The sequence below is a fragment of the Rhizobium sp. AC27/96 genome (assembly GCF_001692325.1).
Taxonomy (GTDB): Bacteria; Pseudomonadota; Alphaproteobacteria; order Rhizobiales; family Rhizobiaceae; genus Rhizobium.
In genome coordinates, this window is the sequence record NZ_LXKN01000046.1 from 347,398 (window position 1) to 372,331 (window position 24,934).

At 60.2% G+C, this 24,934-nt stretch carries 26 protein-coding genes; 16 read left to right on the top strand and 10 right to left on the bottom strand.

Going from position 1 to position 24,934, the window contains the following annotated elements:
- The first annotated feature begins 85 nt into the window (after positions 1–85).
- Entirely contained in the window at positions 86–538 is a 453-nt protein-coding gene (locus A6U86_RS27065; RefSeq protein ID WP_068397955.1) for a CoxG family protein, read from the top strand.
- A gap of 37 nt (positions 539–575) precedes the next feature.
- Positions 576–1,034, top strand: coding sequence for a GNAT family N-acetyltransferase (locus tag A6U86_RS27070; RefSeq protein ID WP_068397667.1), 459 nt, complete (start codon positions 576–578; stop codon positions 1,032–1,034).
- Here A6U86_RS27070 and A6U86_RS27075 read toward each other — a convergent pair.
- From A6U86_RS27075 to sppA, 3 genes are all read right to left on the bottom strand, one after another.
- Positions 1,026–1,358 (bottom strand): LapA family protein, encoded by a 333-nt coding sequence (locus tag A6U86_RS27075; RefSeq protein ID WP_068397669.1) that lies wholly within the window; start codon positions 1,356–1,358, stop codon positions 1,026–1,028. The genes A6U86_RS27070 and A6U86_RS27075 overlap by 9 nt on opposite strands.
- Positions 1,359–1,514: 156 nt before the next feature.
- A complete protein-coding gene (locus A6U86_RS27080) occupies positions 1,515–1,820 on the bottom strand; it encodes an integration host factor subunit beta (protein ID WP_004120746.1) in 306 nt (101 codons plus the stop codon).
- A 26-nt stretch (positions 1,821–1,846) separates the two neighbouring features.
- Entirely contained in the window at positions 1,847–2,803 is a 957-nt protein-coding gene (gene sppA / locus A6U86_RS27085; protein WP_068397672.1) for a signal peptide peptidase SppA, read from the bottom strand.
- 325 nt (positions 2,804–3,128) lie between these two features.
- Between sppA and lptC the strand changes: the two genes are divergently transcribed.
- From lptC to ptsN, 6 genes are all read left to right on the top strand, one after another.
- Positions 3,129–3,815 carry an LPS export ABC transporter periplasmic protein LptC gene (gene lptC / locus A6U86_RS27090; protein WP_068397675.1) on the top strand — a complete coding sequence of 229 codons (687 nt, stop codon included), beginning with the start codon at positions 3,129–3,131 and terminating at the stop codon, positions 3,813–3,815.
- On the top strand, positions 3,812–4,471 hold the full coding sequence (locus tag A6U86_RS27095) for an LptA/OstA family protein (RefSeq protein ID WP_068397677.1): 660 nt from the start codon (positions 3,812–3,814) through the stop codon (positions 4,469–4,471). Before lptC ends, A6U86_RS27095 begins: the two co-directional genes overlap by 4 nt.
- Positions 4,472–4,517: 46 nt before the next feature.
- The gene (gene lptB, locus A6U86_RS27100; protein WP_068397680.1) at positions 4,518–5,297 is read left to right on the top strand and encodes an LPS export ABC transporter ATP-binding protein; all 780 of its coding nucleotides are present in this window, start codon (positions 4,518–4,520) and stop codon (positions 5,295–5,297) included.
- Positions 5,298–5,492: 195 nt separating this feature from the next.
- Complete coding sequence (gene rpoN / locus A6U86_RS27105; protein WP_068397682.1) at positions 5,493–7,043, top strand: RNA polymerase factor sigma-54; 1,551 nt, start codon at positions 5,493–5,495, stop codon at positions 7,041–7,043.
- Between the two features lie 250 nt (positions 7,044–7,293).
- Positions 7,294–7,869, top strand: a complete 576-nt coding sequence (gene raiA / locus A6U86_RS27110; protein WP_068397684.1) for a ribosome-associated translation inhibitor RaiA — start codon at positions 7,294–7,296, stop codon at positions 7,867–7,869.
- A 90-nt stretch (positions 7,870–7,959) separates the two neighbouring features.
- The gene (gene ptsN, locus A6U86_RS27115; RefSeq protein ID WP_068397686.1) at positions 7,960–8,424 is read left to right on the top strand and encodes a PTS IIA-like nitrogen regulatory protein PtsN; all 465 of its coding nucleotides are present in this window, start codon (positions 7,960–7,962) and stop codon (positions 8,422–8,424) included.
- A 205-nt stretch (positions 8,425–8,629) separates the two neighbouring features.
- On the opposite strand, the gene grpE is transcribed toward ptsN, so the two are convergent.
- Positions 8,630–9,268 (bottom strand): nucleotide exchange factor GrpE, encoded by a 639-nt coding sequence (gene grpE, locus A6U86_RS27120; protein WP_068397692.1) that lies wholly within the window; start codon positions 9,266–9,268, stop codon positions 8,630–8,632.
- 203 nt (positions 9,269–9,471) lie between these two features.
- On the bottom strand, positions 9,472–10,560 hold the full coding sequence (gene hrcA / locus A6U86_RS27125) for a heat-inducible transcriptional repressor HrcA (protein WP_068397695.1): 1,089 nt from the start codon (positions 10,558–10,560) through the stop codon (positions 9,472–9,474).
- A 172-nt stretch (positions 10,561–10,732) separates the two neighbouring features.
- Here hrcA and rph point away from each other — a divergent pair, with 172 nt between their 5' ends.
- From rph to hemW, 4 genes are read left to right on the top strand one after another with little or no spacing between them, the layout of a single operon-like run.
- Positions 10,733–11,449 (top strand): ribonuclease PH, encoded by a 717-nt coding sequence (gene rph, locus A6U86_RS27130; RefSeq protein ID WP_068397699.1) that lies wholly within the window; start codon positions 10,733–10,735, stop codon positions 11,447–11,449.
- 12 nt (positions 11,450–11,461) lie between these two features.
- The gene (locus A6U86_RS27135; RefSeq protein ID WP_068397702.1) at positions 11,462–11,878 is read left to right on the top strand and encodes a VOC family protein; all 417 of its coding nucleotides are present in this window, start codon (positions 11,462–11,464) and stop codon (positions 11,876–11,878) included.
- A gap of 11 nt (positions 11,879–11,889) precedes the next feature.
- A complete protein-coding gene (rdgB, locus tag A6U86_RS27140; RefSeq protein ID WP_068397958.1) occupies positions 11,890–12,534 on the top strand; it encodes an RdgB/HAM1 family non-canonical purine NTP pyrophosphatase in 645 nt (214 codons plus the stop codon).
- 18 nt (positions 12,535–12,552) lie between these two features.
- On the top strand, positions 12,553–13,746 hold the full coding sequence (hemW, locus tag A6U86_RS27145) for a radical SAM family heme chaperone HemW (protein WP_068397705.1): 1,194 nt from the start codon (positions 12,553–12,555) through the stop codon (positions 13,744–13,746).
- A 105-nt stretch (positions 13,747–13,851) separates the two neighbouring features.
- Here hemW and A6U86_RS27150 read toward each other — a convergent pair whose 3' ends face one another.
- Complete coding sequence (locus A6U86_RS27150; protein WP_068397707.1) at positions 13,852–14,778, bottom strand: DMT family transporter; 927 nt, start codon at positions 14,776–14,778, stop codon at positions 13,852–13,854.
- Positions 14,779–14,935: 157 nt separating this feature from the next.
- Here A6U86_RS27150 and gcvA point away from each other — a divergent pair, with 157 nt between their 5' ends.
- Positions 14,936–15,832 (top strand): transcriptional regulator GcvA, encoded by an 897-nt coding sequence (gcvA, locus tag A6U86_RS27155; RefSeq protein WP_174070050.1) that lies wholly within the window; start codon positions 14,936–14,938, stop codon positions 15,830–15,832.
- A gap of 134 nt (positions 15,833–15,966) precedes the next feature.
- On the opposite strand, the gene dnaA is transcribed toward gcvA, so the two are convergent.
- From dnaA to mutM, 4 genes are all read right to left on the bottom strand, one after another.
- A complete protein-coding gene (dnaA, locus tag A6U86_RS27160; protein WP_068397711.1) occupies positions 15,967–17,517 on the bottom strand; it encodes a chromosomal replication initiator protein DnaA in 1,551 nt (516 codons plus the stop codon).
- Positions 17,518–18,392: 875 nt separating this feature from the next.
- Entirely contained in the window at positions 18,393–18,668 is a 276-nt protein-coding gene (gene rpsT, locus A6U86_RS27165; RefSeq protein ID WP_068397713.1) for a 30S ribosomal protein S20, read from the bottom strand.
- Between the two features lie 192 nt (positions 18,669–18,860).
- Entirely contained in the window at positions 18,861–19,634 is a 774-nt protein-coding gene (locus tag A6U86_RS27170; protein WP_068397715.1) for an enoyl-CoA hydratase, read from the bottom strand.
- 16 nt (positions 19,635–19,650) lie between these two features.
- A complete protein-coding gene (gene mutM / locus A6U86_RS27175) occupies positions 19,651–20,541 on the bottom strand; it encodes a bifunctional DNA-formamidopyrimidine glycosylase/DNA-(apurinic or apyrimidinic site) lyase (RefSeq protein WP_068397717.1) in 891 nt (296 codons plus the stop codon).
- Positions 20,542–20,683: 142 nt separating this feature from the next.
- Here mutM and ubiE point away from each other — a divergent pair, with 142 nt between their 5' ends.
- The 3 genes from ubiE to A6U86_RS27190 all read left to right on the top strand — a co-directional run bounded on the left by ubiE (position 20,684) and on the right by A6U86_RS27190 (position 24,920).
- Complete coding sequence (gene ubiE, locus A6U86_RS27180) at positions 20,684–21,460, top strand: bifunctional demethylmenaquinone methyltransferase/2-methoxy-6-polyprenyl-1,4-benzoquinol methylase UbiE (RefSeq protein ID WP_068397719.1); 777 nt, start codon at positions 20,684–20,686, stop codon at positions 21,458–21,460.
- 62 nt (positions 21,461–21,522) lie between these two features.
- Positions 21,523–23,097 (top strand): 2-polyprenylphenol 6-hydroxylase, encoded by a 1,575-nt coding sequence (gene ubiB / locus A6U86_RS27185; protein WP_068397722.1) that lies wholly within the window; start codon positions 21,523–21,525, stop codon positions 23,095–23,097.
- A gap of 239 nt (positions 23,098–23,336) precedes the next feature.
- Positions 23,337–24,920: an aromatic amino acid lyase gene (locus A6U86_RS27190; RefSeq protein ID WP_068397725.1), complete on the top strand. Its 1,584-nt coding sequence runs from the start codon at positions 23,337–23,339 to the stop codon at positions 24,918–24,920.
- The last annotated feature ends 14 nt before the right edge of the window (positions 24,921–24,934 follow it).

Below are 24,934 nucleotides of genomic sequence, written 5' to 3' on the forward strand. Positions count from 1 at the left end.
CAAATAGCATCTGGCCGCCACTTGGCAAAGCGCTTTCCGATCTGCGATGATCCATGTTCATAATGTCGCATTGGAAGGATTGCGTATGGACATGACCGGCGAACAGCGGATCGCGGCACCCAGGGACGCAGTCTGGGCGGCTCTGAACAACCCCGATATGCTCAAGCAGTGCATTCGCGGCTGTGAGAGCCTCGAATGGGTCTCCTCGACGGAACTGACCGCGACCGTGAGGTTGAAGATCGGTCCCCTCTCGACGTCCTTCAACGGCGATGTGACGCTCTCCAATATCAACCCTCCGATAAGCTACACGATCTATGCCGAGGGAAAAGGTGGGATTGCCGGCTTTGCCAAGGGCGGAGCAGACGTCGTCCTTAAGGAAGACGGCAACGAGACCATCCTGCAATACGAAGCCAATGCGCAGGTCGGCGGCAAGATCGCGCAGCTTGGCTCTTGGCTGGTCGATTCCAGCGCCAAGAAGATTACACAGCAGTTCTTTTCCGATCTCACTGCAGCGATCAACGGCCAAGCCAAAGCCTGATTGCCACGATCACATTTGGCGCCCATATAATCGAGTCATGACAACGATACCCGAGACTTGGACCATCCGTCCGGCACGCGAGCAGGATATGCCGCTTCTTGCCGAGATTTATCTGAGCGTTCGCCGGCAGACGTTCCTCTGGGTCGATCCCAGCCATTTCAACCTTGAGGATTTCGCCGTTCATTCGGCGGGCGAGCGCCTGCTGGTTTGCGAGGACCTGCATGGTTTGATCGCAGGCTTCGCGGCGCTATGGGACGCGGACGACTTCATCCATATGCTTTATATTCTCCCGGCATTTCAGGGCCGCGGCGCCGGCAAAGCCCTGCTTGCCGCCCTGCCGGATTGGCCGAAACGCCGATATCGATTGAAATGCCTGGTCAAAAACACGCATGCCATGGCTTTTTATCGGGCGCTCGGCTTCGAAATCATCGGCGACGGAGCTTCGCCGGAAGGCGACTACAAGGAAATGCGGCTTCGCGGCATCCAGTCACTTTGACGGAAGCTGCCCGGCAATCTGCTCGGCGCGCGTGCGGTGCTTATCAGCCTCCGCCTGCCAGCGCACCGCCTCGAGCGACTGGCTACGGGCGCGCTTGCGATGCTTTCCCTGGCTGAACCAGGTCACCGCGCCGCCGACGAGCATGCCGACGATCAGCGCCACGAACAGCAGGACGAAGAGCGGCGCATGCAGCGACAACACCTGATCGTCCGGCCGGAATGGATTGAGCGCAAGTGTCACCGACTGCCTGTTGGCAACGCAGAATACGATAAAAATGATGCCGAGCGGCAGCAATATCAGCAGGTTGACGATCTTCTTGGCCATCGCGCAGCTCCTTTATCCAGACGTACCGTGTAGATCGCACACGCACCGCCTTAAGCCGCACAATAGAAAAGACGCGGCCGAGTTCAAGTGCCACCGCGTCGCGGCACAATCATGTCCGAAGGGCCATCCCGGGAAAATTCGACCGAAGCCAGACGATCAGTTGTCGTCTTCCTCATCGCCGGCGCCCGGGTTAAGCCGCTCGCGCAGCTCCTTGCCGGTCTTGAAGAAGGGAACCCACTTTTCCTCGACGAATACCGTATCGCCCGTGCGCGGGTTGCGACCGGAGCGCGAGGGACGGTTCTTGACGGAGAAAGCACCGAAGCCGCGAAGTTCAACCCGGTTTCCGGCGGCGAGCGCATCGGTGATCTCATCGAGGACTGCGTTGACGATATTTTCGACGTCGCGGTGATAGAGATGCGGGTTGCGGGCGGCAACAATCTGCACCAATTCCGACTTGATCACGGCTACCCCCTTAAATCATTGATTTATCAGTTGGCTGCACCCTGCCAAACAGAAAGCAGGCCGTCAAGAAACAACTTATCTGTCATGACTTTCTGAAAGCCATCTGCCTTCAGAAAATCACCATAACCAAGGCCATTTAGCAACCAGGCCGCGGCACTTGGCCAGAAGAAGGACGAGCTTTTGTCTTCCGGCTTCCAATCGACGATCGGCAGGTCCTTGCTGACCTTGCGCGTTTCGAGATAGGCGCGGATCTCGTCTTCGCCGCCAAGCGTGTCGATCAGCTTGTTCTGAAGCGCCTGACGGCCCGTGAAGATGCTGCCGTCGGCGAGCTTCAACACCTCTTCGCGCGGCAGCTTGCGGCGATCCGCGACGAGATCGACGAACCAGCCATAGCTGTCCATGACCATGTTGCGGATCATGTTCTTGGCGTCTTCGCTGGCTGGATGGAAGGGCGAAGGCTCGGCCTTCAGCGGCGCCGACTTGATCTCGTCGAGGGACACGCCGACCTTGTCGAGCAAATCCTTGACCTGCGGATACTGGAAGATGACGCCGATCGAGCCGGTGATCGAGGTGTCACCGGCGACGATATCATCACCGGCGGCGGCGATCATGTAGCCGGCCGAGGCGGCAACGGTGCGGATATCGGAGACGACAGGCTTCTTGGCGGCTACGGCGCGGATCGCCTTGAAGATGCGCTCGCCGCCATAGGTCGTTCCGCCGGTCGACGAGATCGAGACGATCAGCGCCTTGACCTGATCATTGTCGCGGATCTTCTTCAATCGCTCCAGAAGCTCGGGATCGTCCTGAATGAGCCCGGAGATCGTGACGCGAGCGACCTGTGGTCCTCGCGCATCCGGCAAGTCCCCGGCGATGAAACGATAGAGCGCAAAACCAAGGGCCACGAGGAGCAAAACGGCAACAATGCGCCAGAAACCAAGCCTGCGGCGTAATTGTCGCCGATCCGCGATTGCAGAACTGTCCATCACGCCTTATTTCTCCCTGCAACAAACTGAATGCGCTACGAACCGGATACATGACATCTTGAAACAGGCACAATCCTCAGAGAAAAGCTGTTCCCGTTTTCGATGTCGTCGGCGGCACGTCGCTCTGCTGGCTCATCAGATAGGACATACCCCGATCGGATGAAACCGGCTTATGGCATATTTCTCCGCCAAATTTGCTTGGTTGCAGAAAAAAATCCATATTGGCAAGCCAGTGCAATAATGCGAAACGATCCGATGGGCTTTTTGACACAGCCCCGCATAACGTCAATGCGGTTCTCCGGATCAGAAAAGACGGACCTGTTGCATGCTGAATACGATCGAGACCCCCGGCGAGACCGTCCGCGCTTTGCCGGAACGCAGCCCGTATAAGGACGCAATCTTCCACTCCTCGCGCGTGAGAAGACTGAAAGTGCTATTGCCGCTGGCTGCGTTAATCGTCTCGCTGATCTTCGTTGGCGTCTCCGTCATCCGCGCCTACCTGCCGGCCGAGATCCAGATCGAGGGCGCCAAGATCGAGGATGGCAAGGTCGTGATGGAGCGCCCCGCAATCGCCGGCCGCAACAAGGACGGCATCAACTATTCCCTGCTCGCGGAAAAAGCGCTGCAGGATATCAAGAACCCCAACATGATCACGCTCAAGACCATCAAGGCATCCATGCCTGTCAATACGGACGTGATCGCACATGTTACCGCTCAAAGCGCGGACTTCGACCGGCAGGCCGACACGCTGAAACTGACAGAACCTTTCACCATTGTGATGGACAATGGCTTGCGCGCCGAATTCAGGACCGCATTCCTGGATGTCAAGAAGGGCGACCTGTCGAGCCAGGATCAGGTTTCAATCTTTCGAGGTGGCATGTCGGTTGTTGCGCGTTCGCTCAAGATGACGGATAAGGGGAGCGTAATCGAACTCGACGGGCAGGTTCAGGTGCATATCGAACCGTCCGCTCTCAACAATTCAGCTAGCGAAAAGAAGCCGGGCGGTTCATGATAAACGATTGGACACATTCAATTTTCAACTCCCGCCGGCGCAGGGCCGGCCTTTTCTGTGCCATTGGCGCGCTTGCTCTGTTTGCAGCCGCCGAAGCAGGTGCGCAGGCAACGACAAGCAAGATGCCCGGTCTCGCCATTTCGAAGGATCAGCCGATCCAGATCGAAAGCGACAAGCTGGAAATCCATGACGCGGAGAGCCAGGCCGTGTTCACCGGCAACGTCAAGGTGGTTCAGGGAACCACGACGATGCAGGCCGGGAAGATGACTGTCTTCTACAAGAAGAAGCAGCCGACCGATGCCAACGCTCCCAAGCCGGCGGACAATCCCGTCGCCAAGGTCGCCAAGGAGCAGAACGAGTCCCTGGTCTCCGGCAATGCCAATATCGACCATATTCTGGTCACCGATAAGGTCTACCTCGTTTCCGGCACGCAGACGGCGACCGCCGAAGACGGTTCCTTCGACATGACAAACCAGCTCGCCGTCCTCAAGGGCAAGAAGGTTGTATTGACGGACGGACCGAACGTTTTCACAGGTTGCCAGCTCACCGTGCATATGGCGACGGGTGAAGCGCAGCTGGATTCCTGTGGGGGCCGCGTCCAGATCCAGCTCGATCCAAAGTCGCAGCAAGTGCAGCAACAACAGAACAAGAACTGATACTGGCCCCCTCGTGACGACATCGACGACCACCACCTTACCCGGCATGCCCGGGCCATCCTCTGCGGCATCCGGTGCGCCGGCCGCGGATAAAGCGCGCTATCAGGGCACCCTGATCGCGCGCGGCCTCACCAAAACCTATGGTAGACGCCGTGTCGTGAACGGCGTTTCGCTGGTCGTGCGGCGTGGCGAAGCAGTGGGTCTGCTGGGGCCGAACGGCGCCGGCAAGACGACCTGTTTCTACATGATTACCGGGCTGGTGCCGGTGGACGAAGGTACGATCGAGATCGACGGCAACAACGTCACCTCGATGCCCATGTATCGTCGTGCGCGGCTCGGTGTCGGCTATCTGCCGCAGGAAGCCTCGATCTTTCGTGGCCTGACGGTGGAGCAGAATATCCGCGCCGTGCTCGAGGTTCACGAAAAGGACAAGGCAAAGCGGGAGCACAAGATCGACGAATTGCTGGAGGAATTCCACATTCGCAATCTGCGCACCGTGCCGGCGATCGCGCTTTCGGGCGGCGAGCGGCGGCGTCTGGAAATCGCCCGCGCGCTGGCGACCGACCCGACCTTCATGTTGCTCGACGAGCCTTTTGCCGGTGTCGATCCGATTTCGGTCGCCGACATCCAGAACCTCGTGCATCACCTGACGGCGCGCGGGATTGGCGTCTTGATTACCGACCACAATGTCCGTGAAACGCTTGGCCTGATCGACCGCGCCTATATCATTCATGCCGGCGAAGTGCTCACGCATGGCAGAGCCAATGATATCGTCAGCAATCCGGAAGTTCGGAAACTCTATCTCGGTGACAATTTCAGCCTTTGATTGGCTTAAATTCGAGCTGCTCGCCCCTTAATATTACATAGATCTGCAAAGGGGCGGAAATTTACCTTTGCTTCACAGTTCCGCTTGACCAAATCTTATAAAAAAGCAATTTTTGGGCCAGTTGGAATTTCGCGAAGATTTTAGTGACGGAAAACGCGAATTCCCGAGGAGTTCAAGGGGAGTCTCGCGTCCGCCATGGCACTATCGGCCAATCTTTTCCTGCGCCAAAGCCAAAGCCTGGTGATGACACCGCAACTGATGCAATCCATCCAGTTGCTGCAGATGACTCATTTCGAACTGACACAATTCATCGGCCAGGAGGTCGAGAAAAATCCGCTGCTGGAATTTGCGTCAAATGACGAAGATATGGGCAGCCACGGCGATCGCGAAACGAAGGACGATTCCTTCGAAAGCACGGGCGATAGCCGCGACGAGACCTTCGACAGCAGCGACCTTGCCAGTGACTGGTACGAGAACGAAAATACCGGCAATGCCGACAGGCTGAACAACGAGCTCGACACCAATTTCAGCGATGTCTTCCCCGACGACGGAAGCCCGCAGCGGGCCGATGCGCCCGAGCTGCTGAGCCAATGGAAATCCATGCCCGGCGGGGAAGCGGGCGAAAGCTTTGATCTGGACGACTTCGTCGCCGGCCAGGTATCGCTGCGCGACCATCTGAACGAACAGATCCCCTTTTCGCTTCCCGCCATGGGTGATCGGCTGATCGCACAGCACCTCGTGGACCAGCTCGACGATGCCGGTTATCTCCGCGCCGATCTGAACGAGACGGTGGAGCGCCTCGGCTCGGCAATCGGGGATGTGGAGCGCGTGCTTGCCACCCTGCAGCTGCTGGACCCTCCCGGCATCTTTGCCCGTTCCCTCAGCGAATGCCTGGAAATCCAGCTCCGGCAAAAAGATCGCTTCGATCCGGCCATGGAGCGGCTGATCGAAAATCTGGAGCTTCTGGCGCGACGCGATTTCGCATCGCTGAAGCGGCTCTGCGGCGTCGATGAGGAAGACCTGCTCGACATGATGGCGGAAATTCGCCAGCTGAACCCAAAGCCCGGCAGCTGCTTCGAGACCAGCGTGTCCGAAGCGATCATGCCCGATATCGTCGTGCGCCCCTCCACCGACGGCAGCTGGCTGGTGGAGCTCAATCCCGATGCCCTGCCCCGAGTGCTGGTGAGCCAGTCCTATTTCGCGTCGGTCTCCAAAACGAGCCAGGACCACGCCTTCCTGTCGGAATGCCTCCAGAACGCCAACTGGCTGACCCGCAGCCTGGACCAGCGCGCCAAGACCATCATGAAGGTGGCAAGCGAGATCGTGCGGCAGCAGGATGCCTTCCTGATCCATGGCGTCGATCATCTGCGGCCGCTTAATCTGAAGACCGTGGCCGACGCGATCAAGATGCACGAATCGACCGTCAGCCGTGTCACCTCGAACAAATACATGCTGACGCCGCGCGGAATGTTCGAGCTCAAATATTTCTTCACCGTCTCGATCAGCGCCGTCGAGGGTGGCGACGGTCATTCGGCCGAAGCCGTGCGCCACAAAATCCGCCTGCTGATATCGGGCGAAAGCCCGGATGCAGTTCTGTCGGACGACGATATCGTCGATACGCTCAAAGGCGGCGGCATCGAGCTTGCTCGCCGTACGGTTGCAAAATACCGGGAAGCCATGAACATCCCATCGTCCGTGCAGCGGCGTCGTGAAAAGCGGGCGCTGGCAAAAGTCGGCAGTTTCTGACGATTGTCGCCTTTCAACCGCAGGGTGTTCATCTCCTAACAGTCCGTTAAGATGCAGTTGACTTTCCCATGTGGCAGGGCTAGAAGCCCGCCGCAATCGCTGCAAGATAGCACGACCATGAAACTTATCCCCATCATCCCGAAGGCGGTCGAAATACGCAATTTGTCTTTGACCGCGTGAAGTGCTTGGATGAGCTTGAGGCTTGGCGTAAACTGATACGCGCAATAACCACTACAAGAAGGGAAACTCCATGAGTGTGCGTGTCTCCGGTAAACATATGGAAATTGGTGACTCCTTCCGTCAGCGGATCGAGGACCAGATCGGTATGGCCGTGACGAAATACTTCGACGGGGGGTATTCGGGTCAGGTAACGGTGCAGAAATCCAGCTCCCGCTTCGCGGCCGATTGCAAGCTTCACCTCGACAGTGGTGTCGTGTTGCATGCTGCCGGAGAGGCCATGGACCCGCAGCTGGCGTTCGACGCAGCGTCTGCACGCATCGAGAAGCGCCTGCGCCGCTACAAACGCAAGCTTAAGGATCATCAGGCCGGCAACCACATAAACGGCCAGGCTGAAGTCGCCTATACCGTCATGGATGGCGTACCGGATGACGACGAGGAAATTGCAGCCGATTTCGCGCCGGTGATCGTTGCCGAAAGCACGAAGCAATTGAAGACCATGTCGGTGGCGACCGCCGTGATGGCGCTCGACATGACCGACGAACCGTTGCTGCTCTTCCGCAGCCCCGGCAAGGAACATTTGAACATCGTCTACCGCCGCCAGGACGGTAACATTGGCTGGATCGACGCGGCCAATATCAAAGGCTGAGAATAGAAGGTAAGCGGCGGCGGCGCGTAACAGCACCCGGCCGCCGCTTTTTCCCGTTACCGGCTCTCGGCGACACGAAGGATAAAGAGAATGGCATTGGCAGATTTGCTACACCAAGATGCGATCATCCCCGCCTTGAGGGCAAATTCCAAAAAACAACTGCTTCAGGAACTGGCGGCCAAAGCCTCGAAACTGACCGGACTTCCCGAACGCGAGATTTTTGATGTCGTGCTGCAGCGCGAGCGCCTTGGTTCCACCGGCGTTGGCAATGGCATTGCCATCCCGCATGGCAAGCTCGCCAGCATCAAGTCCATCGCCGGCATTTTCGCGCGCCTTGAGGCGCCTGTCGATTTTGAGGCTCTGGACGATCAACCCGTCGATCTCGTCTTCCTGCTGCTCGCGCCCGAAGGCGCAGGCGCTGATCATCTGAAGGCGCTGTCCCGCATTGCCCGCGTTTTGCGAGACCAGGATCTGGTCGCCAAGCTGCGCGCCACCGATTCCGCTTCGGCAATCTATGCTTTCCTCAACGAGGAACAGGCATCCAACGCCGCCTAGAGCCGGATGATTTTAGGTCTGTTCGACCTAAAATCTCAATCCGCTCTAGAATCAAATAGTTGGAGCATGATGTCGTCCGAAAACCGCTTACACTTTTCGGCATCATGCTCTAACGGCTTGGCCTGGATCGCATCGGACCAAGGCAAAAATAAGAGCCGGATGATCTGAAATCATCCGGCTCTTATTTTTTGTTCTCGTGTATGGATCAGGCGTCTTTTTCGTCGAGCGGGCTGTTGGCGCCCTCGGCATTCTCGACGATCTTCGGGCCGCCCTTGGCGACACCGACCATGGCCGGGCGCAGAACGCGCTCGCCGATGACGAAGCCGGCCTGCACCACCTGCACCACCGTATTGTTCGGCACTTCAGGGTTCGGCACTTCGAACATCGCCTGGTGGAAATTCGGGTCGAACTTCTGCCCGACAGGCTCGATCTGGCGTACGCCGTGACGCTCGAGGGCGGAGAGCATGGCGCGCTCCGTCAACTCGACGCCGTCGATCAGCGTCTGCAGACCGGCATCGGCGCTGGCACGCGCTTCAGCCGGAATGGCATCCAGCGTGCGGCGCAGATTATCCGACACGGCGAGCATGTCGCGGGCGAAGCTTGCCACGGAGTAGGACTTTGCGTCCTTTATCTCGCGCTCGGTACGCCGGCGAAGATTGTCCATATCGGCGGCGAGGCGAAGATAGCGGTCACGCAGTTCGCCGTTTTCGGCCTTCAGCAGCTCCACCGGGTCCGGCTGAGACGGTTCCGTCGCATCCACGGTTTCCGCTGCTTCTTGAGCGAAATCCGCAGCAGCGTCAGCCGCCGTGGCGTCAGGTCCGGTTTTCGTTGTTTCGTCGGTCATGACGGTCTCCGAATTGCTTTGTCTTTTGGATGTGCCCGATATCGAGGTTTACCCGGAAAAAATCAAGGCTTTGTCGAGAAGAACAGCCAATTCCCGATATGGTGGCATTGAGAAAGGAGTGTTGATCGAGAACTCAAAGCGGTGACCTCCGCCATCCATCTCCGATCGGGCCGGACACGCCGCCGCACAGCCGGGATCCGGAACTACATTCCCGAGCGCGACAGCCGCGAAATCAACTGGGCCGTATAATCGACCATCGGCACGATACGGGCGTAGTTCAACCGCGTTGGGCCGATTACGCCGACGGCACCGACGATGCGATCGTCGTCGTCGCGATAGGGCGCGACGATCAGCGAGGAGCCGGAAAGCGAAAAGAGCTTGTTTTCCGAGCCGATGAAGATGCGCACTCCCGGTCCGCTTTCGGCCAGATTGAGGATCTCGATGAGACTGTCCTTCTTTTCGAGATCATCGAAGAGCAGGCGCAGCCGATCCAGATCCTCTGCGCCGGCGATTTCGGACAGGAGATTGGCGTGACCACGCACGATGAGCTGCGTCGGCTTGCCTTCGTCCTCGCCACCGGACCAGACGGCGATCCCGCGCTCGACCAGCTCTCGCGACAGCGTATCCAGCTCGTGACGCACGCTCTCCTTCAATGTCTGCAATTGACGGCGCAGATCCGGCAGGGTCTGGCCCGTCATATGGGCATTGAGGAAATTCGCCGCCTCCGTCAACTGCGAGGAGGTGACGCCGGCCGGCAGTTCGATGATGCGGTTTTCCACCTGATCATGCTCGCCCACCAGCACGGCGAGCGCCTTGGTCGGCTCCAGGCGGATGAATTCGACGTGCTTCAGCACCGGGTCGTTCTTCGAGGTGATCACCAGCCCGGCGCCGCGTGAAATGCCGGAGAGCATGCGGCTCGCCTCGGTCATGACAGATTCCATCGGCTGATCGCGATTGCTGCCGCGGACCTGGCGATCGATGGTGGCGCGATCCTCGGCCGAGAGATCGCCGACCTGCATGAAAGCGTCAACGAAGAAACGCAGCCCGACCTGGGTCGGCAGCCGGCCGGCGCTGATATGCGGCGAATAGATAAGCCCCAGCTCTTCCAGATCGCTCATGACATTGCGCACGGAGGCCGGCGACAGGGACATCGGCAGCAGGCGGGATAGATTGCGCGATCCAAGCGGCTCGCCATTCTCCAGATAGCCCTCGACGATACGGCGGAAAACTTCCTTGGATCGTTCGTCCAGTGCAGCAATGACATCCGAAACCGACGATGTCGTGAATACCATTTCGCTGTCTAATCCATTTCGTTGAGCCTTGGCCAAAATATAATCATTCAGTTAGCAATGGCGAAAGGGAAAAATGCTGCCTGCGCCGCCGCCGGGCCTTTCGACCTGCTTTTCCTTTGCAAAAGCCGCCTACGGGTCGTAGAAGCGGTCGACAAACTTTCAGGAGAGTGGAATGCGGCCTTCAGGCAGAAAAACCGACCAGATGCGCAAAGTGTCGTTCGAGCGCAATTTTTCCAAGCATGCCGAAGGCTCCTGCCTGGTCAAGTTCGGTGATACGCATGTGCTCTGCACGGCAAGCCTTGAGGACAAGACGCCGCCATGGCTGCGCAACAGCGGCAAGGGCTGGGTCACGGCCGAATACGGTATGCTGCCGCGCGCCACCGGCGAGCGCATGAAGCGCGAGGCCGCAGCCGGCAAGCAGGGCGGCCGCACGCAGGAAATCCAGCGCCTCATCGGCCGCTCGCTGCGCGCGGTCGTCGATCTGAAGGAACTCGGCGAACGTCAGATCACCGTCGACTGCGACGTCATCCAGGCCGACGGCGGCACGCGCACGGCCTCGATCACCGGCGGCTGGATCGCGCTTTACGACTGCCTGAAGTGGATGGAAAGCCGCAATATGGTCAAGGTGGACCGGGTGCTGAAGGATCATATCGCCGCCATCTCCTGCGGCATCTTCGCCAACCAGCCGGTCATCGACCTCGACTATCTCGAGGACTCCTCGGCTGAAACCGACGCCAATTTCGTCATGACAGGCAAGGGCGGCATCGTCGAAATCCAGGGAACGGCGGAGGGTGCGCCCTTCAGCGAAGAGGAATTCGCGACGCTCCTGGGCCTTGCCAAGAACGGCATTGCCGAACTGGTGGATCTGCAGAAGCAGGCAATCGCCTAAGGACATCTTGCAATGGCAGATACGGCCCTCGAAAGCATCCTGGAAACGGCTCTCTATGCCGATGATCTCGATGCCGCCGAAGCTTTTTACGGCGACATTCTCGGTTTGCAGAAGATCTCACGCGGCGGCAATCGCCACATCTTTTACCGTTGCGGATCAGGCGTGCTGCTGATCTTCAATCCGGCCGAGACGATAAAGCCACCGGAACCGGACGCCCTTCCCGTGCCTTCGCATGGGACGACGGGCCATGGTCATGTGTGCTTCCGCGTCACCGGTGACGATATCGAGGCAATGGCGCAGAGGCTGAAGGCTGCCGGCATTGCCATAGAAACCGATTTTCACTGGCCGAATGGCGGCCGCTCGATCTATTTCCGCGATCCGGCCGGCAACAGCCTGGAATGCGCAGAACCCCGCATCTGGGGCCTATGACGGAACAGGACATGCGTAAGCTCGATACCAAAACCATTGTCGTCGCCAGCCACAATGCCGGCAAGATCCGCGAAATCGAGGATCTGATCGGCCCCTTCGGCTTCACCGCCAAATCGGCCGCCGACCTCAACTTCATCGAACCGGACGAGACCGGCACGACATTCGAAGAAAATGCCGCGATCAAGGCACTCGCCTCTGCGCATGCCTCCGGCCTGCCGGCGTTGTCTGATGATTCCGGCCTGGTGATCGACGCGCTTGGCGGCGATCCGGGCGTCTACACGGCCAACTGGGCCGAAACGGCTGACGGCACCCGCGATTTCGCGATGGCGATGCAGAAGGTCGAGACCGCTCTTGAAAAAGCCGGCGCGACATCGCCGGAAAGCCGCACAGCGCGCTTCGTCAGCGTGCTTTGCCTGGCATGGCCTGATGGGCATACCGAGCTTTTCCGCGGCGAGGTCGAAGGTACGGTCGCCTGGCCACCGCGCGGCACTCAGGGCTTCGGCTACGATCCGATCTTCCAGCCGGAGGGGTACGACACCACTTTTGGTGAAATGAGCGCCGAGGAGAAGCATGGCTGGAAGCCTGGCGATCCGCAGGCACTCTCGCATCGCGCCCGGGCCTTCAAGGTCTTTGTCGAAACCTGCCTGGAGGCGTAAGCTTACTTCGTGGATATCATGGATTCGCAACAGCTGATGCGCGGCGCGCAATTGCTACCGGATACCGGCGAGCCCGGTTTCGGCGTGTATGTGCATTGGCCGTTTTGCGCGGCCAAGTGTCCCTATTGCGATTTCAACAGCCATGTCCGCCATCAGCCAGTTGATCAGGAGCGTTTCGCTGCCGCCTTTCTGAAGGAAATGGCGTCGATGCGGATGATCAGCGGCCCGAAGACGGTGACCAGCGTCTTTCTCGGCGGCGGCACCCCCTCGCTGATGAAGCCGGAAACTGTCGGCGCCATTCTCGACGGCATCGCCCGGACCTGGCACATGCCTGACGGCATCGAGATCACCATGGAGGCAAATCCGTCGAGCGTCGAGGCTGAACGGTTTCGCGGCTATCGCGCGGCTGGCGTCAATCGCGTGTCGATGGGCGTGCAGGCGCTGAACGACCGCGACCTGAAATTCCTCGGCCGGCTGCACGACGTCGCCGATGCGCTGAAAGCGATCAAGCTGGCGCGCGAGATCTTCCCGCGCATGTCCTTCGATCTCATCTATGCCCGCCCGAACCAGACCGTCGAGGAATGGGAACGCGAGCTGAAGGAGGCAATTTCCTACGCCGTCGATCACCTCTCGCTCTATCAGCTGACGATCGAGGAAGGCACGCCCTTCTATGGCCTCCACAAGGCCGGCAAACTGATCGTGCCCGATGGTGACCAATCGGCGCTGCTCTATGAGGCGACGCAGGAGATTACCGAGCGTGAGGGCATGCCGGCCTATGAGGTCTCCAACCATGCCCGTCCGGGTGCCGAGAGCCGGCACAATCTCACCTATTGGCGCTATGGCGACTATGCCGGGATTGGGCCTGGCGCCCACGGCCGCCTGACCCACGGCCCGCAGAAGCTTGCAACAGCGACCGAGCGCAAGCCGGAGAGCTGGCTTGAGATGGTCGAGCGTGACGGCCACGGCATGGTCGATCAGGAAATGCTCGGGTTCGACGAGCAGGCCGACGAATTGCTGCTGATGGGCTTGCGTCTGAAGGAAGGCATCGATCTCGTGCGCTGGCAGGAGCTTTCGGGACGCGATCCCGATCCACAGCGCGAGGCGTTTTTACTGGAACACGGTTTCATCGAGCGGATCGGCAATTCCCGCCTGCGCTGCACGCCGTCGGGAATGCTGGTTCTCGATTCTGTCGTCGCCGATCTCGCCTGTTAGTCACCTTCCCCTTGAGGGGGGAGGTCGCCGCGAAGCGGCGGGTGGGGGTGATCCCCAAGAGCCAATCGAGGCTTCAGTGCTTACCCAGATCACCCCGCCCCGGCACTATGTGCCGACCCTCCCCCTCGAAGGGAGGGTGAGTAATCTTCCATCGATCGCCGCAAGGCCGACCGCGATCATCGCCATGCCGATGAAATGCTTCATCTGCAGGTCTTCGCCGAGAATAAGCGCGCCCAGCAGGATGGCACTGACAGGGATGAGGAACGTCACCAGCATCAGGTTCGTGGCCCCCGCGGTTGCCAGAATGCGGAAGAACAGCACGTAGGCGATCGCAGTCGAGAGGATGGCAAGGCCGGCAAGCGCGAGCCAGGTTTCGCTTGAGGGTATTGCGAGCGTCCACGGACGATCGACAAAGAGCGCGATCGGCAATAGCAGCACGGTCGAGGCGGTGACCTGGCCGGCAGCGGGAATGATCGGCGCCAAGCCCATGCGGCGAAAGCGGCGGCCGAATATGCCGGCAAGCGAATAGGTGAAGGCAGCGGCCAGCACGGCGAGCTGCGCGAGCGCATTCGAGCCGCCTAGGCTTGCGAGCACCGACGGGCCTATCATCAGAGCCACGCCGGCAAAGCCGACGATGACGCCGATCAGGCGATTGCCGGTCATCTTCTCGTCCGCGGTCAGAAAATGCGCGACCACGACGCCGAAAAGCGGCGTCGTTGCGTTGAGGATCGAGGCGAGGCCGCTGGCAATATGCGTCTGGCCCCAGACGATCAGCAGGAAGGGAATGACGTTGTTGAGGAAGCCCATGCCGAAGAAGGCAAGCCATGCCTGGCGATCGCGCGGCATGGAATGTCCGGTCATCCGCACGATGACATGAAGAGCAATGGCAGCAAGCGCCACACGCGCCGTGACGATGGTGAAGGGCGGCAATTCCCGCACCAGAATGCCGTTGAACAGGAAGGAGCCGCCCCAAAGCAATGATAGCGCCACCAACATGCCCCACTCGAGCGCACCCATGGATTTCTGCTGCATGACGACAAACCCCCACTTTCGAATGATTGAGTTCAGCTTGTCAGGCGCCTATTTTCGCTTGCTTGCCAAACACCAGAATTACTAGGATAATCTCTCAATATCCGCTTTCTGACAAACGACTCTTTCTCATTTTATGGTTTAGCTTAACTCAATCATTATGGATCAGTTGCCATCTCTTTCGGCCCTCAGGGCTTTCGAAGCGTCCGCCCGTCATCTTAGCATGACGCTGGCTGCAAACGAGCTGCATGTGACGCCCGGCGCCATCAGCCTGCAGGTTCGCGACCTCGAAAGCGCGCTCGGCGTGCGGCTCTTCGAGCGCCGGACACGCAGCCTCGCATTGACGTCGGACGGCGCCGAATATTTCGCAACCATGCGGACGGCCTTCCGGCTCATCCGCGAGGCGACTGCGGCGCTGACCATGCGCGCGAACGACAGCGTATTGACGGTTACCTGTACAGCCGGTTTTGCCACCCATTGGCTGGTGCCGAGGCTGCGCCGCTTCGAGCAGGCGCATCCCGAGATCGATCTGCGCATCAGCGCTTCTCACCGCATCATGGATTTCCAGCGGGACGGAATAGATGTCGCCATTCGCCACGGCCTTGGCGGCTATGAGGGTCTGGCAAGTGAGCGATTGCTCGACGACGAGTATGTGCCCGTCTGTACGCCGGCAATGGCGGCGTCACTCGGCCCCTCGCCCCTCGTCGACGACCTGGCGAAGCTGACCCTGATCCATGATGTCTATCGGCGCGACTGGGAACTTTGGCTGCAAGCTGCGGGTGCAAGCCGCGTCGACGCCACGCGTGGGCCGGTCTTCACGGATGGTATCGGAGCTTATCAAGCCATGCAGGCCGGGCTCGGCATAGCACTCATGCGCCGGTCCTTCGTCGAGCAGGAGCTGGCGGAGGGCAAGCTGGTCGCTCCCTTCCCGATAGGGTTTGCCAGCGCACTCGCCTATCACCTCGTCTATCTGCCGGGCGCACTCGAACGACCGGCGATTGCGGCGCTGCGCGCCTGGCTGTTTTCCGAAATCTCGCAGGCAACGCCGCCGACATAGGCTGGCGTTACCTTCACCACGGCATGGACGGCCGCTGGCTCGGTTGAGCATCCGCATCAAGCCGAACAAGGCGTCAACGAAAACGGCCGGCGATGACGCCGGCCGTGAAATGATGAGCGGATATTGCCCGCCGCCTATTCGTTGATGAGGCGCTTCAGCAGCTCGATCTCATGCGACAGCTTGCTATCGCCGGAGATCAGTTCCTCGATCTTGCGCACGGCATGCAGCACCGTCGTATGATCGCGCCCGCCAAAGCGGCGACCGATCTCTGGGAAGGAGCGCGGCGTCAAGGTCTTCGACAGATACATGGCGATCTGGCGCGGCTTGACGATGACGCGGGTGCGGCGGTTGGAGACCAGCTCCTGACGCGAGACGTTGTAGTGGCGTGCGACGATGCGCTGGATGTCCTCGATGCGGACACGGCGCGGTTCGCCGGAGCCGACCAGATGTGCAAGCAGCTCGTCGACACGCTCGACCGTCAGGTTCGGCTCGAAAGACCGGCGGAAGATCAGCTGATTGAAAGCGCCTTCCAGTTCGCGGCCACTTGCCGTGACATTACGGGCGACATGCGAGAGAAGCTCGGCCGGAATTTCCAGCGACGGATCTTCCAGACGGGCAGCTTCCAGCCGGCGCTTGAGGATTTCGAGACGCATCTCGTAATCCGGCGCCTCGACCTCGATGGCAACGCCGCCCTGAAGACGCGAGCGAACGCGCGGATCGAGCGATTCCAGCTCCCAGGGCGCACGGTCGGCGGCGACGACGACCTGCTTGGCGCTGTCGAGCAGCATGTTGAGCAGATGGCAGAATTCGTGCTGGATCATCTTGCCCTGCAGGAACTGCATGTCGTCGATGATCAGAAGGTCGATGTTGCGCAGCGAATCCTTCAGCGTCAGCGCGTCATTGTCGCGAATGGCAGTGGCAAAGCGCCACATGAAATATTCAGCGGTCAGATAGACGACGCGCAGGTTGCGCGGGTTCTGTACGGCTGCATTGGCGATCGCCTGCAGCAGATGCGTCTTGCCGAGACCGACCGTCGAGTGAACGAAGAGCGGATTGAAGCGCACTGCGCCGGAACCGGCTTCCGCGATGGTCTTGGCGGCGGCAAGGCTCACCCGGTTCGAGCTGCCCTCGACATAGGTGTCGAAGGTAAAGCGGGAATCGAGCGGCGAGCCGAACAAGGGCGTACCTGCCGTAGCCGGGCGGGCAGCAGCGGCCGCACTGACAGCCTGAGCAGCTGCATGGCCGGCTGGCTGGGCAACGGAGCGGCGGATCGGCGCTACGGCAGCCTGATCCGGCACGACAGCCTGCTCATCAACCGACGGCTTTACACCCGGCCTTGTCGCGCTGCGCACCAGAATTTCGACCTTCAGGATCTCGGCATCTTCCGCCTGGAACAGGCCGGTGATGAGATCGAGATAGCGATTGTTGATCCACGACTTCAGAAAGGTCGTCGGAACGGTAAGACGTACAACACTCTTGGATACCGAATGCAGCTTGAGCCGCGCAAACCAGCTGGCGTAAACATCAGGACCGACCTGAGCTTTCAAGCGCGCGCTGACGCGCTCAAACAAAACGTTTTGCGCCACGTCTCCTTTTTCCCCCGCCGCTTCTAGGCAAACAGCACCGAACGCCTGCGCATTGTCCCCATTTTCCAACGCACCCGTCGTCCTCGTATGTATCTGCATGTAATGCCGCCTTCCACAGTCTCTTTATGGGGCGAACCAGCGTTGCACCGCCGCCCCTAGGTCTTCGCCATGGCATGACTATCGCGCTCGTTGTCCCAAGCTGCGCCGCATACCGGTTCATCAGCCGAGCCCCGCCAATGGGCCTTACAGGAACACTGTGGCGAAAACTGCTCTTTAAAGCGATCTTCGTCTCGGTGTCTGTAACCGGAGCATCAGTCGGCCCTCGTCTTCCGACCGGCTGCTCCAACGACTGTCAATTTTTCTCCCCTCCCCACAGCCGCGTCATTGACTTAGGCTGCAAAGGACAGACAAGCTTCCTCGTTCCGCAAGCGTTGCCGCTTCCGGCTTTAACTCGTCAACTGTTTGAAAAAACGGAGCTGAACTGCTCCGTCACAAGAGACAAAACCACCCACGCCGCCGCTAGTGACGGTGTTCGCCGAAGCCGTTTAAGGTGAGATCCGCGCCCCTTGTTGAAAAGCATTTAGGCAGGATCGGAGGCAGATATCAACGATGAATTTTACACAAAATTAAGAGCCGGCCATTGACTCCGGAAGCCATATTTGACTGTCACAAGCCCTTCAAAAAAGAATCGCTGTTGAATCAAAGAGATTCCCGTTCAGCGCGATTCTCAGGGCTTTCAAAAGAAATAAAATAAAAATTCCCTTGACTCACTTGTGAGCCGGCAACGCGTCATGCAGATCACACAGCGCTGGGATATCCTGCTGCAAGCCTTTGTTTTCAAATGTATATTTCTGTCACGTCAATGACATGATCAGGTACTCGATTTTGGCAATACGGCATTTTTTTGTCAGAATCCAAAAAGCCCGGCGCAAGGGCCGGGCTTCAAGTCTAACGATCGAGTCGTTAATAGAAAGTTATGCGGTCGGGGCCGAAAGGGCCTTCACACGCTTGGCAAGACGCGAGACCTTGCGGGAAGCAGTGTTGGCGTGAAGCACGCCCTTGGTTGCTGCGCGAGCCAGTTCCGGCTGGGCGGCAAGGAAAGCTGCCTTTGCGAGATCTGCATCACCCGATGCGATGGCTTCTTCGACCTGGCGGACGAAAGTGCGAACGCGCGAGCGACGAGCCTTGTTGACTTCGGTGCGGCGGACGATCTTGCGGGTCGCTTTTTTCGCCGAGGTAGTATTGGCCATGTATGCCTCTCTTAGAATTCGAACATAACTCCATCGTTGCAGCGCGGGCCCTGCGGCCACTTCATCCAGCAATGCGGGAGCAATTGCGGAAAACCAGAGCGGCTTTCCAAACTGTGGCGGGCATATAACCGGAATGAGCCCCGGCGTCAACGCGGATTCTTGCCGAAGGCTCGTAATTCCGGATTCCTGCGCTCACCGGTTCTTGAACGCAGGCTTACGTTTTTCCATGAAGGCAGCCATGCCTTCCCTCTGATCTTCCGTGCCGAACAGGCTGTGGAACAGGCGGCGCTCGAAACGCAAGCCCTCCTCAAGCGTGGTTTCCAGCGCGCGGTTGACCGCCTCCTTGGCCATCAGCACCGAGGGGCGTGACAGAGAGGCGATCTTGGCGGCGGCGGCCAGAGCCTCGTCCAGCAGCTTGTCAGCCGACACGACGCGAGCCACCAAGCCCGCACGTTCCGCTTCTGCGGCATCCATCATGCGGCCGGTCAGAATCAGATCCATCGCCTTCGCCTTGCCGACGGCGCGGGTCAGCCGCTGCGAACCGCCCATGCCGGGGATGACGCCGAGGGTGATCTCCGGCTGGCCAAACTTCGCCGTCTCGGAGGCAATAATGAAATCGCACATCATGGCGAGCTCGCAGCCGCCGCCAAGCGCGAAACCGCTGACCGCCGCGATAACGGGCTTGCGCACCTTGGCGACCTCGTCCCAGCCACTCATCAAATCGTTCTTGTAGACATCGATGAAATCGAGCGGCTGCATTTCCTTGATGTCGGCGCCGGCCGCGAAAGCCTTTTCCGAACCGGTGAGCACGATCACGCCAATCGCATCATCCAGATGGAAGGCGGCATAGGCCTGCTTCAGCTCAGACAATACGGTGGAGTTCAGCGCGTTCAGCGCCTGCGGTCGGTTGAGCCGGACGAGGCCGACGGCCCCATGCGTTTCGACGATGAGGGTTTCGTAGGCCATGTCTCTCTCCCTTCAATCAGCTTTGGCAGGTGGCGCAATAGAAAGAGGAGCGCCCCGCCTGAACAATGCGACCGACCGTACCGCTGCAACCGGGCGTACTGCAAGGCTGGGCTTCACGATCGTAGACGGAAAATGAATGCTGGAAATAGCCAAGCGACCCATCCGTCTGGATATGATCGCGCAGGGACGAGCCACCGGCGGCGATCGCATCGGCAATGACCTCGCGTATGGCAGCGACCAGCGTCAGCAGTTCCCCGGTCGGCCCGCCGGCGTCGGTGACCAGCGAGCCGGCGGCGCGCAAGGGTGACAGATGAGACCGCCACAGCGCCTCGCAGACATATATATTGCCAAGGCCGGCAATGTTCTTCTGGTCGAGCAAGGCGCTCTTCAACGGCTGGGCCTTGCCGGCAAAGCGCTGGGCCAGATAGTCGGCGCCCAGTTCATTGCCCGTCGGCTCCGGACCGAGATCGCGGAAGAAGGGGTGGCTCCCAATATCCGACCGTCTGACCATATCCATGAAGCCGAAGCGTCGCGGATCATTATAGATCACGCGTGCGCCACCGTTTACACCCGCCAGATGGAAGACGACGTGGTCGTGCTTCTCGTCCTTGGAGCGTGGATGATGGAAGTTGCCGGGCGCATCGGCCGCTACACCAGCCTCGACCCTGAAGGAGCCGGACATGCCGAGATGCGAGACAATCGTCATGCCGTCTTCCAGGTCGATCAGCAGGTACTTGGCGCGGCGCGACAGCGACGTGATGCCGCGGCCTGACACGGCCTGCGCGAAATCGGCCGGGAACGGAAAGCGCAGATCGTTGCGCCGCAGCTCCAGCGCCTGCAGAACCGCGCCCTCCATGGAAGGCGCCAGCCCGCGTCTGACGGTTTCGACCTCTGGTAATTCCGGCATGGCTATCCATCTTTATGTTTCAACCGCTTATGATCTGGGCTATAGCCCAAGGCGTTGCGGATGGTGATCTGGCTGATGAGATAGCGTGGCAAACGCGATTTCGCCATGGTCCGCGACTGAATTATGTAACGGAGTTGAGCCGATGGCAGACAGCCGCACCTCCGCCGATGGCGGCATGGAAACGTCCTATGGTTTCCGCGAAGTAGCCGATGGCGAAAAGCAGGGCCTCGTCAACGAGGTGTTCCACAAGGTCGCCAAGCGCTACGACGTCATGAACGACGTGATGTCCATGGGCATGCACCGCGCCTGGAAGGACGCGATGATATCCGCGCTCAACCCGCGCAAGGACGCGGGCTACAAGACCCTCGACGTCGCCGGCGGTACGGGCGATATCGCCTTCCGCATCGTTGAAGCCTCGAACCGTCTGGCGCATGCGACCGTGCTCGACATCAACGGTTCGATGCTTGGCGTCGGTGCCGAGCGCGCCGAAAAGAAGAAGCTCTCCGACAACCTGACCTTCGTCGAGGCGAATGCCGAGGAACTGCCCTTCGAGCCCAATTCGTTCGACGCCTACACGATCGCTTTCGGCATTCGCAACGTGCCGCACATCGACGTGGCGCTGAAGGAAGCCTATCGGGTTCTCAAGCGCGGCGGCCGGCTGCTGGTGCTTGAATTCTCCGAGGTTGACCTGCCGCTGCTAGACCGCGTCTACGACGCCTGGTCCTTCAACGCCATCCCGCGCTTCGGCAAGGCGATCACTGGCGATGCCGAGCCCTATCAGTATCTGGTGGAATCGATCCGCAAGTTCCCGAACCAGCAGGACTTCGCGACGATGATCCGTGAGGCCGGCTTCTCACGCGTGAGCTTCACCAATTACACCGGCGGCATCGCCGCGCTGCACTCCGGCTGGAAGCTCTGAAGCATGATGTCGAGCGATGTGACCCGACTGACGGCCTCCATCTCCAGAGACCTTGAGACGCTATGAGTGCTTTCTACGCATATTTCGGCCTGCTCAGGGTCGGCTGGGTACTGGTGCGCGAAGGCGTGGTCATTTCGCTTCCGTCGGAAGGCCTGCCGCCGTCCGTCAGCCTCGCCAAATCCTTCGTCGGCATGTTTGCCCGCAAGCGCGCCAAGAGCCAGGCCCGCAGCGACCGGCTTGCCAAGGCCGTCGAGCGGCTCGGCCCTTCCTATGTGAAGATCGGCCAGTTCCTGGCGACGCGCCCCGACGTGGTTGGCGTCGACATGGCCAACGACCTGTCGCAGCTGCAGGACCGCATGGCTTTCTTCCCGCAGGCGACAGCGATGGCAGCTATCGAGGCCTCGCTCGGCCGGCGGATCGATGATCTCTATGCCAGCTTCGGCGAGCCGATCGCCGCCGCCTCCATCGCGCAGGTGCATCCGGCCGAAATCGAGACCGCGGAAGGCCGCAAGCGTGTTGCCGTCAAGGTGGTTCGCCCCGGCGTCCGTCAGCGTTTCGGCAACGATATCAAGGCGATGTACCTCGTCGCCGGGCTGCAGGAGCGCTTCCTCCCGTCCAGCCGACGTCTTCGGCCAGTCGAAGTGACGCGGACACTCGAGCAAACCACCAAGGTGGAGATGGATCTGCGGCTGGAAGCGGCTGCCCTTTCCGAGATCGCCGAGAATACGGAGAAGGATCCGGGCTTCCGCGTTCCCAAGGTTGATTGGGAGCGCACGGGACGCGACGTCATCACCATGGAGTGGATCGACGGCGTCAAGATGTCCGATGTCGAGGGATTGAAGGCCGCCGGCCACGATCTTAACACGCTCGCCGATACGCTGATCCAGTCTTTCCTTCGCCACACGCTGCGCGACGGCTTCTTCCATGCCGACATGCACCCCGGCAACCTCTTCGTCGATGCCACTGGAATGATCGTCGCCGTCGACATGGGCATCGTCGGGCGGCTCGGTCGGAAGGAACGCCGTTTCCTCGCCGAAATCCTCTATGGCTTCATCACCCGCGACTATCTCCGCGTCGCCGAAGTGCACTTCGAAGCCGGCTACGTACCTGCCCATCACAATATGGAAAGTTTCGCCCAGGCGATCCGCGCCATCGGCGAGCCGATCCACGGCCAGCCGGCCGAAACGATCTCCATGGGCAAGCTGCTGACGCTGCTCTTCGAGGTGACCGAGCTCTTCGACATGGAGACGCGTCCCGAACTGGTCATGCTGCAGAAGACCATGGTCGTGGTCGAGGGCGTGTCGCGCATGCTCAATCCGCGCTTCAACATGTGGAAGGCTTCGGAGCCGGTCGTCGGAGACTGGATCCGCACCAATCTCGGCCCCAAGCGCATCATGACCGACCTCAAGGACGGCCTGAAGGCAGCCGTGAAACTCGCCGAAGCCGTGCCGGAAATCGCCGCCAAGACGGAGAAGTTCCATCACGAGCTGCTGCATATGAGCGAGAATGGCCTGCGCTTCGATCCGCAGACCGCAGAAGCGATCGGCAAGGCCGAGGCCAAGCACAGCCGCTCCGGCCGTCTGGCGCTGTGGGTCATCGCGCTGGCACTTCTTTATATCGCCTGGCATCTGAGCTGATCCTCGACGCATCTTGAGGCTTGAGCATCGGCGTGTGCCGTCTTCCTTCACACGGGAAAGGGCCGATCCCCGCTGCCCGCGCTCGCGAGCGGGAGCCTATGAGCCCAAGCAAACACAGAGTTGCATCGCAGCCGGACTCGCCTCAGAATTCACACGCCGCCGATTGAGGTGTTCGCCATTTGGGATATCCCATTGGCGATGAGGCTCGCATAGCCTTGCAAAAAAGGAGAATAACGACAATGGAGCGTCAGAGAGCCGGCATCGAACTCACCGGACAGCCCTTGGGGTTCAGCGATCTGGTTCGGATCGGCGCAGGCGTCGCGCTTCCTTCGGCATCGGAAAGTGGCATGGCGCGGGTGCGCCTGGCACGCGGCGTTCTCGAAAGCACCATCCAGTCCGGCATGCCGGTCTACGGTTCGACGACCGGCGTCGGCGCGATGAAGGATGTCGAGTGGTCGCCGGAAGATCTCGACGCCTTCAATCTCGGCCTGGTGCGTGCGCATCATTTCGGCACTGGCGCTCCCTTTTCCATGTCGGTCGTGCGCAACGCCATGGCGATCCGCGTCAACACTGCCCTGACGGGGCAGGTCGGATGTTCGCAGGAGCTGATCGATTCCTATCTGCAGTTGCTGCGCGCCGATGTCATCCCTGTGGTACGGCGCACCGGCTCGATCGGCTGCGCCGATATCGGCCTGATGGGCCAGATCGGCGCGGTTCTGACCGGCGTCGGCGAAGCCGTCTATCGTGGCCGCCGCATGCAGGCGGCCGATGCCTTCGACGCCGCCGGCATCAGCGCCGTGAAGATGCTCCCGCGTGACAGCCTGGCTTCGCTTAGCGTCAATGCCGTAAGCTTCGCCGCTGCCGCCGAGACCACCCGCAACGCCGCTGCCTCGATCCGCGTGCTGCTTGCTACCGCCATGATGGCCGCTGGCGCTCTTGGCGCTTCGCGTGACCCCTGGATCGCGGTGCGCCATGTCGGCACCGCCCGCGAGGCGCTGATCGGCGCCTGGCTTTGCAATGCCTCGGATGAATGGCCCTGGCCGGTCGCGACCCATGTGCAGGACCCGCTGAGCCTGCGCATGATCGGACAGGTCTTCGGCGCCGTCATCGAGAACCTGTTGACGGCCGGTCACAAGATTCTCGCCGCCACCGGCCGCTCCGACGACAACCCCGTCATCGTCGACGGGCGCGTCATGACCTCGGGCGGTTCGCTGCCGCTCGACGTTACCATTCTGCTTGAAGCCGCCGTGATCTGCATGGCACACGCTGCCCGCAACGCCTTCAATCGCTGCGTCCTGCTCGGCAACGGCCAACGTCGCGGCTTGCCGGTCAATCTCGTGCCGGAGGGCAAGATCGCCACTGGTTTCGGACCAATCATCAAGCTAGCGGGTGAGATCTTCTCGCGCGTGCTCTCCATGTCCAACCCGGTTTCGGCGCAATCGCTTGTCGTCGCGGGCGGCATGGAGGACGAGGCTGCCTTCCTGCCGCTGGTCATCGAACGCTTCGAGCGGCAGATGCGGGCGCTGAAGCGCCTGGCGGCATTGGAAGCGCTGCTTTCGGCCCAGGCGATGGACATCCTCGGCGACAAGCCGGAAGGCGTTGCGCGCATGCTCTACGACGTCGTGCGCAAGCATGCCGATTTCTATGTGGTCGACCGTCCCCTTTCAGCAGAAGTCGAGGCGATCGAAGAAGAGCTTGCTTCCGAGGCCTTCATTTCCGAAATGATCGCCCACAAGCCGATCCTTGCCTATGATGATTTCTTCGCGCTCGGCTCGCTGGAGCGTGTCGAAGAGCGGCTATATCGCGACACCGTCGCCATCTGAACCAACCGATAAGC